The organism is Persicitalea jodogahamensis (assembly GCF_014651615.1).
Classification (GTDB): Bacteria; Bacteroidota; Bacteroidia; order Cytophagales; family Spirosomataceae; genus Persicitalea; species Persicitalea jodogahamensis.
In genome coordinates this window covers 366,696-378,254 of sequence record NZ_BMXF01000002.1, presented here as the reverse complement: position 1 = coordinate 378,254, position 11,559 = coordinate 366,696, and the positions used below count along the sequence as shown (strand labels likewise).

The 11,559-nt window shown below is 48.1% G+C and carries 12 protein-coding genes; 9 read left to right on the top strand and 3 right to left on the bottom strand.

Translation table 11 applies throughout. The features are described from left to right. Positions 1 to 237: 237 nt before the first annotated feature. Positions 238 to 1,164 (top strand): ribosome small subunit-dependent GTPase A, encoded by a 927-nt coding sequence (gene rsgA / locus IE117_RS11680; protein ID WP_229580765.1) that lies wholly within the window; start codon positions 238 to 240, stop codon positions 1,162 to 1,164. A gap of 32 nt (positions 1,165 to 1,196) precedes the next feature. Here rsgA and IE117_RS11675 read toward each other — a convergent pair whose 3' ends face one another. Next, on the bottom strand, positions 1,197 to 2,204 hold the full coding sequence (locus tag IE117_RS11675; RefSeq protein WP_189564593.1) for a Gfo/Idh/MocA family protein: 1,008 nt from the start codon (positions 2,202 to 2,204) through the stop codon (positions 1,197 to 1,199). A gap of 210 nt (positions 2,205 to 2,414) precedes the next feature. Here IE117_RS11675 and IE117_RS11670 point away from each other — a divergent pair, with 210 nt between their 5' ends. Beyond that, on the top strand, positions 2,415 to 3,245 hold the full coding sequence (locus tag IE117_RS11670; protein WP_189564592.1) for a DUF547 domain-containing protein: 831 nt from the start codon (positions 2,415 to 2,417) through the stop codon (positions 3,243 to 3,245). Positions 3,246 to 3,263: 18 nt separating this feature from the next. Here IE117_RS11670 and IE117_RS11665 read toward each other — a convergent pair whose 3' ends face one another. After that, the gene (locus IE117_RS11665; protein ID WP_189564591.1) at positions 3,264 to 5,210 is read right to left on the bottom strand and encodes an SGNH/GDSL hydrolase family protein; all 1,947 of its coding nucleotides are present in this window, start codon (positions 5,208 to 5,210) and stop codon (positions 3,264 to 3,266) included. Between the two features lie 125 nt (positions 5,211 to 5,335). Here IE117_RS11665 and IE117_RS11660 point away from each other — a divergent pair, with 125 nt between their 5' ends. From IE117_RS11660 to IE117_RS26245, 7 genes are all read left to right on the top strand, one after another. Next, complete coding sequence (locus IE117_RS11660; protein WP_189564590.1) at positions 5,336 to 6,682, top strand: M24 family metallopeptidase; 1,347 nt, start codon at positions 5,336 to 5,338, stop codon at positions 6,680 to 6,682. A 56-nt stretch (positions 6,683 to 6,738) separates the two neighbouring features. After that, complete coding sequence (locus IE117_RS11655) at positions 6,739 to 7,803, top strand: hypothetical protein (protein ID WP_229580762.1); 1,065 nt, start codon at positions 6,739 to 6,741, stop codon at positions 7,801 to 7,803. Between the two features lie 230 nt (positions 7,804 to 8,033). Beyond that, positions 8,034 to 8,642: a hypothetical protein gene (locus IE117_RS11650; RefSeq protein WP_189564589.1), complete on the top strand. Its 609-nt coding sequence runs from the start codon at positions 8,034 to 8,036 to the stop codon at positions 8,640 to 8,642. Next, positions 8,639 to 9,628, top strand: coding sequence for a DUF262 domain-containing protein (locus IE117_RS11645; RefSeq protein WP_189564588.1), 990 nt, complete (start codon positions 8,639 to 8,641; stop codon positions 9,626 to 9,628). The genes IE117_RS11650 and IE117_RS11645 overlap by 4 nt, the downstream gene beginning before the upstream one ends. 77 nt (positions 9,629 to 9,705) lie before the next feature. Continuing rightward, complete coding sequence (locus IE117_RS11640; protein ID WP_189564587.1) at positions 9,706 to 10,005, top strand: nucleotidyltransferase family protein; 300 nt, start codon at positions 9,706 to 9,708, stop codon at positions 10,003 to 10,005. After that, complete coding sequence (locus IE117_RS26250) at positions 9,998 to 10,156, top strand: hypothetical protein (RefSeq protein ID WP_229580760.1); 159 nt, start codon at positions 9,998 to 10,000, stop codon at positions 10,154 to 10,156. The genes IE117_RS11640 and IE117_RS26250 overlap by 8 nt, the downstream gene beginning before the upstream one ends. Beyond that, positions 10,132 to 10,329, top strand: coding sequence for a HepT-like ribonuclease domain-containing protein (locus tag IE117_RS26245; protein WP_374757967.1), 198 nt, complete (start codon positions 10,132 to 10,134; stop codon positions 10,327 to 10,329). Before IE117_RS26250 ends, IE117_RS26245 begins: the two co-directional genes overlap by 25 nt. Positions 10,330 to 10,336: 7 nt before the next feature. On the opposite strand, the gene IE117_RS11630 is transcribed toward IE117_RS26245, so the two are convergent. Beyond that, positions 10,337 to 11,368, bottom strand: a complete 1,032-nt coding sequence (locus tag IE117_RS11630; protein ID WP_189564586.1) for a PDDEXK nuclease domain-containing protein — start codon at positions 11,366 to 11,368, stop codon at positions 10,337 to 10,339. Between the last annotated feature and the right edge of the window lie 191 nt (positions 11,369 to 11,559).

The following is an 11,559-nucleotide window of genomic DNA, read 5'->3' as shown; positions in this document are numbered from 1 at the left end:
ATAGAATATAGGGACGAAATGAATATCGTCCGTCGGAATCATATTAATCGAACTTGCACTGTGAAACAAACTTACACCAAGGTAATCATCCGGCAAAGGAATCTCGTTCACAAAGAAAAGGGAAAGCCCGTTTTTACTCAATGAAACAACAACAACCGGCGAATTCTGCGCAATAAGCCGGAATTTCTACCTTAAAATCATTACTTTCGTCATTTCATCTAATCCAAAAGTACTCATTTGAAGCAAGGATTGGTAATGCGTTCCACAGGTTCGTGGTATGATGTCCGTGATTCCGGCAGCCATCTGTGGCAATGCCGCCTGAAAGGCAAATTCAAGATGAAGGGTTTCAAGGTCACCAACCCCATTGCGGTGGGCGATCGGGTGACGTTCGAAATTGAAGACGAAACGGAGAACACCGGAATCATCACCGATATTCTGCCGCGCGAGAATTACCTTGTCCGGCAGTCAGTTCATAAAACAGCCCACGCGCATCTGCTGGCGGCCAACGTGGACCAGGCGATTCTGGTCGTGACCCTGTATTTTCCTCGCACTTCACTGGGCTTTATCGACCGGTTCCTGGTATCGGCGGAGTCATTCCGCATTCCGGCGGTACTTATTTTCAACAAGCAGGATCTGCTGGACGATGCCATGCGCGAATTCCAGGCCGAGCTCATGGCCCTTTACGAGAGCCTGGGTTATCGCTGTCTGGCCACCACCGCCACTGCGGGCGAAGGACTGGACCAGGTGAATGAATTACTGATGGGGAAAGTGTCGGTACTTTCAGGGCATTCGGGCGTTGGAAAATCCTCCTTGCTCAACGCCATCGCGCCCGGCCTGGCGCTGCGAACAAAGGAGGTTTCCACCTTTGCCAACAAGGGGGTCCATACCACGACTTTTGCCGAGATGTTCGAGCTCGCCCCCGACACCTACCTCATCGACTCGCCTGGTATTAAGGAACTGGGTTTGTCCGACACCGAAGCCGTTGAAATCAGCCATTATTTCCCCGAAATGCGCGAATTGCTGAATGAGTGCCGCTACCACAACTGCCAGCATATCAATGAGCCCGGCTGCGCCGTGAAGGAGGCCGTCGAGGAAGGACAGATCGCGATGAGCCGCTTCGACAGCTACCTGAGCATGGTGGGTGCGCAGGATAACCGGCGGTAGGTGCCAATCGCGGTCAGAAGGGAAGGCTGAACTTATTTATTCTTCGATCGGGCTTTTTTCAGCACGCTTTCCAGCGTTACCGCCGCACCGGCCTGCCGCTTGCTTTCGTCGGCAGCTTCCATGAAGGCATAGATTTCCAGCGTTTCCTGCGACGATACCGGCGGCTTGCCGCTCTCAAAAAACTTCACGATTTCCTGCAATAAAGGCTCGTAGCCCGCGTAAGGCCCAAGGACGACATTTCCGTTTTGAGTAAAAACCGTCCCGCCGTACTCATGCTTGCCCGAGCGAGTCCCCCGGAAAGTACCCACGCGGCCATCGGCCCAGGTACCTATCACGATATCGGTCAGGTCAGTATGGATGCGTTTCACGCTCCGACAGCCTGCACCCATGGCCGTAAATAGGGTCTCGACGCCGTGAATTCCGTACCAGAATAAATCAGGATGCGTTTTTTCGAGTGTGGCCGGGCTGAACGTATCGGCCCCTAGGACCGTGCTTTTATCCAGATCCTGCACCCCTTTGATGTACCGCAGCGAAGACGCCGAGAAGAGTGGTACGTTGTAGCGCTCGGAAGCCGCGAAAATAGCGACCGCATCAGTAAGCGAACCGGCAACGGGTTTGTCCACGAAAACCCTTTTTCCTGCTTTCAGCACCGGAAGTACTTGTTCAAGATGCGGACGGCCGTCATTGGTCTCCAGCAACACCACATCTACTTTATCCAGCAAATCCGGGATAGAATTCACAATCTCGACGCCAAGATTCTTCACAGTCTCGGTGTATTCCGGAACGCGTTTCGTGCTGGATTCGATGTCGGAACTGCCCTTCGGATAGGCTGCCACTACCCGGTAGCCCTGGTAGGCGGCGTTGGGTTCGGCAGCGTTGAGAACCTTGGCGAAAGCCACACTATGTGAGGTGTCGAGGCCAATGATCCCGACGCGCTTTCCGGCGGCACTTCCCGGGTTGCCAAAATCGGCATAGGAAAGTCCGATGCCTGCCAGCGTAGCCGACTTAATGAATGTCCGGCGGTCTTGGGTGTTTTTCATATATCAGGAAAGGAAAAAGTGTGTATTCTCTACCTTTCTTGCCCTGATTATGCTCCGGACTAGTTGCCCGAATGCCAGCTGAGATGTTTTTATCAGGACGAGGGCAAAAAATTGCCCATGTTTTGTTCAATGTCAGGCCATTCCATGGATGAGCAAATTGGCCTGACTGTTTTAAGCAGCAACAAAAACTTTTTGTAAAAAACAGAGTATATGAAAACCAATAATAAAATCCTCCATGCCTTCTTTCTGCTAACCATAGTGGCAGGATGTGGCCCCGATAACAAACCAGACTCTGAGAAGTCTGCCGAGGAAATAAAAGAGGACAAGTCTGAATGGAAATACGCCACTTTACCCATCAGCCACCAGAAATGGGACGAATTGCTGCAGGCTCACGTCAACGACGAGGGCCGCGTAGACTACAAGGGCATGGCGAAGGATGAGGCCAAACTTGACGAGTACCTGGCCCTGCTCAGCAACACGCCTATCGTGAAGGACGAATGGACCGAAGACCAGCAAATGGCTTACTGGATTAATGCCTATAATGCTTACACGGTGAAGCTGATCCTAAATCACTACCCCGTGAAAAGCATCAAGGACATCGGCCCTGATTTTCAGGTAACGTTTGTCAATACGCCCTGGGACATCAAGTTTTTCGAGATTGGCGACAAGAAATACGACCTCAACAAGATCGAGCAAGGGACGCTCCGCAAGCGTTTTAAAGACGACCCGCGCTTTCACTTTGCGCTGGTCTGTGCTGCCAAGTCATGTCCCAATCTGCGGCAGGAGGCGTACGTGCCCGAAATTCTGGATCAGCAGCTGCGGGATCAGGGAAAGCACTTCATCAATAATCCGGCGAAGAATAAAATCACCGACGCCAACAACGCCAAGCTCTCGCCTTACTTCGACTGGTACAAGAAGGACTTCAAGCGTGGCGACGACACAGTCGTCGACTGGGTCAACGAATATTCGGATATCAAGCTGAACAAAGACGCTAATATCGCTTACATGGATTATGACTGGTCGCTGAACGAGCAGGAATAGCAGGGTATCAAACTACCACTACTCGTTCACCAGCAAATGCACGATCCGGCAGGCAGTTCCGACGCTTGCCGGATTTTTTGTGTCGGCAATGGTCAGTTTGAGTTTGTGTTTTCCGGGTTTCAGCTCATTATCCAGCACCAGGTACCACGGCAGGTGCAGACTCGTACTCCATTGGGTGAAGAGATCAAGCGTTTGCGGTTTCTTACCGTCGATTTGGTAAGAAATCACGCCTGCGTCGGGTCCTGAAATAAGCGCGAGACCCACGGCTCTTCCCGTAAAAGTAAATTCAAACGAGTCGCCCGGCCTTTCGCCCACCAGCATGGGTACATTCACAAAACCTTCACGGGTAGATTTCGGCGGGTCGGGCTTCCAGGACGGGTCGACGGAGAATCCTTGGAGTGCTTTTGCTTCGCCGATGGAATGGTAGCCGGCTTTATTGTAGGAAGCTTTGTTGAGCGGAGCAGGAAGTTTGGCTGGCTGCCCTTCGTCCTGCATCGGCGTATTCTGCAAGAGGTACTTGATGGTCTGGAAATACACCTCCTGTCCATATGGCGAAGGATGAAGATTTTTGAAATCATATTCCCAGGAAAACTCCCCGGCCTTTACGCGGTCGTATACTTCCTGCGAAAGGTCGATGAACGCCGCGCCGTAATGCGCCGCCACTTTACGGTGAACTTCTACCTCTACGGGCTTCCTCCCGGCATCATAATCACCGAACTTATCCGGATCTGCGAATGCCATCATCACTATATTCATGGCCGGATTGGCGGCGTAGGCTTGCTGCAAAATCCCCTCCAGCGCACGAACTTGCGCCTCTTCTGAAAAACCGTTCGAGCGATCATTGACTGCACTTTCCACGAAAAGCAGATCGGGGGTACCCTGCGTCAGGACATCACGGCCGAAGCGGAAAGCGTGGGGCGTACTTCCCAATGACGGAATCCCGGCAGCAATAAAAGTGAATTTCGTCTCGGGAAAACGCTCGCCCAGGTATTTGGCCGTCTTGTTGCGCCAGCCCGGATTGTGGGTAATCGAACCGCCCAGGAAAGCCACCGTTGCCTCTTTGCTATTTTCAAATTTGGCAAAAGCCGCCCCCAGGCCACGGTTAGCCACTACATAGGCGTCCCTGGCCAGGGGCTTTTCTACCGGAACGCTATGCTGCTGAATAAAATCCGCCCAGCGGTCGATGTGCTCGATCACGAAGTGGTGGCCTTCCAGGGTCTGCTTGCCCCGGCTCATGGGGTACACTGCGGCCGGACCACCCAGCCGCATGTACTTCTCAATGAGCGGGAAAGTATTTTCCTCAGGCGGCACGATCTTGTCCTGCAGGCTCACGACGTGCAGCACCGGAATCTTGAAAGCCGCCATTCCTTCCAGGTCGTCGAGCGGACTATCTTTAAAATCATTCGCCGTAGTTTCAGTCAGACCATTCAGTTCCAGCCAGCTTTGCCAGTCCTTGGGTGAGCCCTGGCCTTTCCCTTTCCCGCCTGGCCAACTTCTGGGGTCGCAGACGGGTGCTTCCGCGTAGATGCAGGCTACTTTATCGGGATTGCGCTTAGCCCAACCGTATGCGTACAGCCCACCCCGGCTAATGGCCTCCAGTGCCACCCTGGGCGCAAAGTTCTTCTGCATTGTGAGATAGCGGTAGAACTTATCCCAAACCTGCATCGCCTTCGGATGACCGAACAGATTGTTGGTATTGACATAAGCCAGATGAAAGCCCCGTGCTACCAGCAAGCTGTCCATTTCGGCGTGGAAGCCGGGAAAATGCGCCCTCCAAACCCAGGGGTTGCCGGGCAGGGGTTGTTTGGGCTTAATGTAATAAGCCGTGGTGTTTTCAAAAGGAAAATCTATTTTCTCGAAGCCCTTCCAGGAGGAGGTAGTTTCGGCGGGAGATTGCGCGAAGACCAGGCCGGTACCTTCTAGAAGTGCAAAAACGAATAGTATCAGGGCGGGGTTTCTTTTCATTTTACCAAAAGAAATCGAAGCCGGAAGTTTACTATCGGTTTATCGTCAGCTGAAAAATTTGAACCGCAAGTTTTTCCACCCTAATTTTAGAACCTCAACCCAGGCGCAATCTCATAGCGATACCCATGTTTCAAAAACTACTGCTTCTCTGCTTTTTACTTTCCGCCAATGCATTTTCCCAGTCCCTCCCCGTCGTTATTTCCGAGCGAGAACGCGCCGAGACCGTGGACGCCATTCTGGAAGATCGCTTCGAGAACCTGCTTCCCCGGCTGATGCGCCGCGAAGGCGTGGATATGTGGGTCATCATCTCGCGCGAGTACAACGAAGACCCCGTCATGCGCACCATGCTGCCAAGTACCTGGCTCTCGGCGCGGCGGCGGACCATCATGGTCTTCTATGATCCGGGCGGCGAAAAGCCACTCGACAAGCTGGCCATCGCCCGCTACGATGTGGGTACTTTACTCAAAGGCGAGTGGGACCTCAGCTCCAACCCCGATCAGTGGGAAGCGCTGATGAAGGTGATCAAGGAAAAAAATCCGAAGCAGATTGCGCTCAACTACTCCAAAAACTACGCCCACGCCGACGGCCTGACCTACACCGAGCAGCAGGAATTCATGCAAAAGCTGCCGAAGGAGTTTCAGGCAAAAGTCACCTCCGCCGACCGCCTGGCCGTGGCCTGGCTCGAAACCCGCACCGAGAAGGAAATGGCGATTTACCCGATGATCTGCCGCCTGTCGCACCAGATTATCCAGGAAGGCTTCTCTGAGAAAGTGATTCAGCCCGGCGTAACTACCACCGACGACGTGGTGTGGTACTTCCGGCAGCGCGTCACGGATCTGGGCCTCGACACCTGGTTTCACCCGACGGTGGACATCCAGCGCGCCGACGCCAGCAACTTCGACCACCTCCGCACCTTTGCCAAGCGGCCCGGCCAGCAGGTCATTCTGCCCGGCGACCTCATTCACGTGGATTTCGGCATTACCTACCTCCGCCTCAACACCGACCAGCAGCAGCACGCCTACATCCTGAAACCCGGCGAAGACGACGTCCCCGACTACCTGAAAAAAGCCTTTGAGCAGGGGAACCGTCTACAGGAAATCCTGACGGAGCAGTTTACAGCGGGCAAGTCGGGCAACCAGATTCTGGCTGACGCCTTGGCGCAATCAGAGCGCGAAGGCATCAACGGCACGATCTACACCCACCCCATCGGCGTGCATGGCCACGCCGCCGGCCCCACCATCGGGATGTGGGACGCACAGGGCGGCATCAAAGGACCGGGCGACTACCCGCTCTTTCCCAACACGGCTTACTCCATCGAACTAAATGCCGCCGTCAAAATCGACGAATGGAACAAGACCATAAGGATTATGCTGGAAGAAGACGGGTACTTTGACAAGGATGGCTTCCGCTACATCGACGGACGGCAGCGGGAGATTTATACGGTACCGAGGAAGCTGGGGTACGTGCGATAATTTTGAAACTCCAACTTGATCAGAACCTAGTTACAAATCGAAAAAGCGGCCTGGCTATGAAGTTCCTGATACTCAATTTACTGGTAATGTTTAGCCAGGCAACCATTGCTTTTGGACAGAAAAATAATCTTGCTGATAGGTATATAGACTCTTACAAGCAGTACCTGGGCGCGTCATGTCCGTTGGAAAAAGATGCCATAAAGCACTTTGTCTATTTTGCCCGCGATAGGCAGAACATGCGCGATCATTCCTTTTTGAGGGTGGGCCGATTTGAGGGAGCCCAGATCATGTACGCGTGGAGGGAGTTGGAGCCGGAGAAGGACACCTACGACTTTACGATCGTACGGGAAGATTATGAATACCTCAAAGCCCACGGCAAGAAATTATTCATCCAGTTTCAGGATGCGACCTTTTTGCCCCAGTACAAAGCAATACCGGCCTACCTGCTTGCCGCGGAATACGACGGAGGCACAGTGACTCAGCTCGACGACAACGGCAAGGTGGAAGGATGGGTGGCGAAGCGCTGGAACCCCGAGGTACAAAAACGGTTTGCCTTATTGATGTCGGCTTTGGGCCAGGAATTTGACGGAAAAATAGAAGGGATCAACCTGCAGGAGACGGCCATTGGAGTTACGGCGAAGGTCGATGCAAGTTTCACTCCCGAGAAGTATGTGCAAGGTTTGAAGGCAAATATGCTATCCCTCAAAAAGGCCTTTCCCCAATCCACAACCATGCAATACGCCAATTTCATGCCCGACGAATGGTTGCCTTACGACGACAAGGGGTACCTGCGCGCGCTCTATGCCTACGGCGAGCAGATCGGGGTGGGCCTGGGTGGCCCCGACCTGATGTACACCCGCAAAGGAAACCTCAATCATACCGTGGCGATGATGCACGAGTCTGATTACAAGGTACCTCTCGGCATTGCCATTCAGGATGGGAACTACGTGGGTACCACCGGCAGCAACGAGGTAGTAGCCAAACGGAAAAACCTCGTCCCGGTTCTGCACGCCTTTGCCAAGGACTTTATGAAAGTAGACTATATGTTTTGGGTGGCTCAGGAACCCTATTTCAGCGAGGATGTGGTACCTTGCTTTGCGCCGGGAGAAGGGAAGAAATAACAGCCAAAGTACTTGGTATTTAAGGGTTTGGAGAAAATTGGTATTGGTGTCTACCCTAGCTAGTTTCGTTGTATTGACTGTTGATAGGGAGATAACTGACCTGAGGGCTGAGGGATAGTTGTCACTTGGCAAAGCCGAGCGACTGCTGAGGAAAGATTGAGTACGTACGGTGAATAATTTGGCATAAACACTTTAATCGATATATTACGGAAGCATTATTTCATAAAACCATGGAAGATTTTTTCAAATCGTTAACTCAAACAAAAGACGAAGAAGAATTAATCGATTTTTGTAGAAAAAATATCTTACACGGAACCCCAAAAATATTTATAAACAAAGAAGGCGACTACTACGATTTTAGAAAGCGTATTTCGAACGAATATTTCATTGATTTTCATGAAGTTTATATTACGGGATCAGCCAAGCTTGGATTTAGTCCTTATAAAAGAAAGGAGTTTGATCTAGAATCTGATATTGATGTTACAATTGTTTCTGTCAAACTTTATGAAAGGATAATGAATTTTATTCAAGACTATCAATTACAACTTAGAGAATCTAGAAAAACCGTCTCCGAAAAGGAAATAAAAGAGTATCATAAATTCTTAGAATATACTGCTATTGGTTGGATGAGACCTGATCTACTACCAATATCTTTTAGGGGTAATGAAATTAAGAGTTCATGGTTTCAGTTTTTCCAATCAATTTCATATGGCAGGTCAGAAGTAGGAAACTACAAGGTAACAGCCGGAGTTTTTAAATCTCATAAATACTTAGAAAGATATATTGTAAGTGGCATTAAACAATTAAAAAAATCAATAGAAATCGAGAAATTGTCATGATAGATCAAATCAAGCCATCTGTTACCAACCCTACAATTGCTGATATTTATGAATCTATCAACTCAGGTAGACTTATTTTAAGGCCTGATTTTCAAAGAAAATTTGTTTGGACTAGCGACCATCAAGAAGATTTTATTGATACTATATTGAATGGTTATCCTTTTCCTGAAATCTATGTCAGCCAAGGTGAGATAGATTTACAATTTTTAAAGACGACTCGAAATGTTATAGATGGACAACAGAGACTTACTACAATTAAAAAATATATTGAGGGAGATCACGAAAAAAAATTTACGAAAATCCTAAAATATGATCAGTTAACAGAAGATCAAAAGAAAGGCTTTTTATCATATCAAATAGTAATGCGAGACATTGGCAATGTCAAAGAAGAAACTGTAAGAGAAATATTTAGAAGAATCAACCTTACAAAATTTAAACTTGAAAATATTGAAATACATAATGCTATCTACGACGGAAAATTTATTCAAACTGCAAAAGATATCCTTGACAATATAGACCTTACTGAATATGGAGTTCTTAAAGAATCTGAATTTACAAGAATGGCAGATTTACATTTTATTTTACTAATTATGTCTACAATTGAAAATGAGGGTTATTTTGCACAAGATAGAGAAGTAGAAAATAAAGTGTCAAGCTTGAATGAGGAATATCCCAATATGGATAAAATGAGAGAAGTATTAATTCGTACATTTTCCATTGTTTCATCATTAGATTTACCTACTGACTCTATGTGGTTTAGAAAATCTAATTTCTTTTCACTAATTGTCGAAACTGCTAACCATATTGATTCAATACCACATGACTTAAAAGAAAGACTTCTTAAATTCGAAGATATGGTCATGAGCAATAAAACCAATACAAGCTCTGAGTTTAGAAACTATTATTCTTACATGTATCAAGCTACGCATGGAAGAACAGCAAGGGTTACGAGAGGAGACTTTATAAACAAGTATGTATTTAGCTAAATCCGCGCTAATCTCTATTTTGAATCAACTGGCATCTGTAATGATATAATACTTTTTCAATATGACCTATTCAAAGAATGACTCTGAACCACTTACAAACCGAAGAAATGAAAAACCTTTGCAAAGCAAACATAGTAAAATCTCTTTTTGCCTTTGGTTCAGTTGTAAGGGATAATTTCAACGAAGATTCGGATATCGATTTAGTGGTTGATTTTGAGGAAAACGATCCCTTCAAATACACGGATTTATATTTTAGTCTTAAAGAGAAGCTGGAAGCATTATTCAACCGTCAGGTTGATTTATTGGAAGAGCGAGCGATTCACAATAAGCTATTCAGGCAGCAGCTCGATCGTACTAAAATTAAAATTTATGGATAGTAAGGTCCAAACCTGGCTGCTGGACATCGACCAATCCATTGATAAAATCTTTGAATTCCTGGGAGATAAACGAGATTTCTCAGATTACAAGCGCGATTTAAAACAAAGAAGGCGGTCGAGAGGAATCTGGAAATTATCGGTGAAGCAATGAGCCGGATTCTTAAACAGGACAGTGCCTTCCCGATTAAAAATGCCAAAAATATAATCGGAACTAGAAACAGAATTATTCACAGTTACGTTAATACCTCTGACGAAATCATCTGGACCATCATTGTCCGTGAGCTTCCCAATTTGAAAATTGAAATTGGGAAGTTGTTAACTTAGCTACCCCTCATCCAATCCCCTTCAACTCTTCCTCAATTTCTTCCACCGTCGGCAGGCTGCTTTTCAATTCGTCGGGTAGTACTTCCGTAAATTGAAATTCACTCACGCCCATGGGTTTGTTGAGGTCGCGCAGGGCAAACTCGGCCTCCACGTTGTTTTTATCCCGGCAGAGCAGGATGCCAATCGTGGGCTTATCGTCCGGTTCTTTCACTAAGGTATCCACCGCCGACAGGTAAAAATTGAGTTTTCCCGCGTATTCTGGAATGAATCTGGTATTTTCCAGCTCAATGACCACGTGGCATTTTAGTTTGGTGTGGTAAAAGAGCAAGTCGAGGTAATAATCATTGCCAGCCACTTCGAGATGGTACTGCTGACCGAGAAATGCGAATCCTTTGCCCAGTTCCAACAGAAACTTCATGACGTGCGAAACCAGTTGATTTTCGATATCCCGCTCCTTGTACGGCGCGGTCATGGTCATAAAATCAAAGATGTAGGGGTCTTTGAGGGTTTGCTCGGCCAACTCGGACTGGGGTGAAGGAAGCGTATGCTTGAAATTCGTGATGGCTTTCCCCTGCCGCTCGTAGAGCCGGGATTTGATCTGCAAGGCCAGTACATCCCGGCTCCAGTTGTTTTCCAGCGTTTGCTGCAGATAAAAATTCGCCTCCTTAATATCGATCGACTTACTGAATATCAATACATTATGCCCCCAGGGAATTTGGGCAACAGGCTGTTGGCTGAATTCTGCAACAGGCTGTTGCAGAATTGAAGATGAATAAAAAAGATAAAACTGACGGCATAAAGCAAGGTTTCGATAAGATAGCCCCTTCATTTCAGGAAATTCAGATTTCAGGTCTTTGGATAGTACGTCCAAAAATTGGCTTCCGTAACCCGTATGCCTTTCCTCGATCATTTTTCCCAGTTCCCAATAGAATTCAATCAGGGCGGAATTGACCGCTATGGCGGCTTTCAGCTGCACGGAGCGGATTTTGGCTTTCAGTTCAATCAGCCAGGATTTGTATTCGGGATCGGATAGGTTCATGGGAATTAGTTAGGTAATAGCAAGATAGGCAGGAAAATTGAAAACTGAATCTGCTTTGCAAACGCCAGCTTGCCAGTGTCCTATATCCGATAGATCAAGGTATCTTCATGTTGAAATGATTGTTATGCAACTTTATTACACAAGGGATGTTCACCGAATCGACCGCGGTAGTATATTTGATAAACTCATGT

Coding starts and splice junctions, on each gene's coding strand:
- IE117_RS11675 (WP_189564593.1), bottom strand. CDS start 2,204: ATGAAAAACACCCAAGACCGCCGGACATTCATTAAGTCGGCTACGCTG.
- IE117_RS11670 (WP_189564592.1), top strand. CDS start 2,415: ATGAAAACCAATAATAAAATCCTCCATGCCTTCTTTCTGCTAACCATA.
- IE117_RS11665 (WP_189564591.1), bottom strand. CDS start 5,210: ATGAAAAGAAACCCCGCCCTGATACTATTCGTTTTTGCACTTCTAGAA.
- IE117_RS11660 (WP_189564590.1), top strand. CDS start 5,336: ATGTTTCAAAAACTACTGCTTCTCTGCTTTTTACTTTCCGCCAATGCA.
- IE117_RS11655 (WP_229580762.1), top strand. CDS start 6,739: ATGAAGTTCCTGATACTCAATTTACTGGTAATGTTTAGCCAGGCAACC.
- IE117_RS11650 (WP_189564589.1), top strand. CDS start 8,034: ATGGAAGATTTTTTCAAATCGTTAACTCAAACAAAAGACGAAGAAGAA.
- IE117_RS11645 (WP_189564588.1), top strand. CDS start 8,639: ATGATAGATCAAATCAAGCCATCTGTTACCAACCCTACAATTGCTGAT.
- IE117_RS11640 (WP_189564587.1), top strand. CDS start 9,706: ATGACTCTGAACCACTTACAAACCGAAGAAATGAAAAACCTTTGCAAA.
- IE117_RS26250 (WP_229580760.1), top strand. CDS start 9,998: ATGGATAGTAAGGTCCAAACCTGGCTGCTGGACATCGACCAATCCATT.
- IE117_RS11630 (WP_189564586.1), bottom strand. CDS start 11,368: ATGAACCTATCCGATCCCGAATACAAATCCTGGCTGATTGAACTGAAA.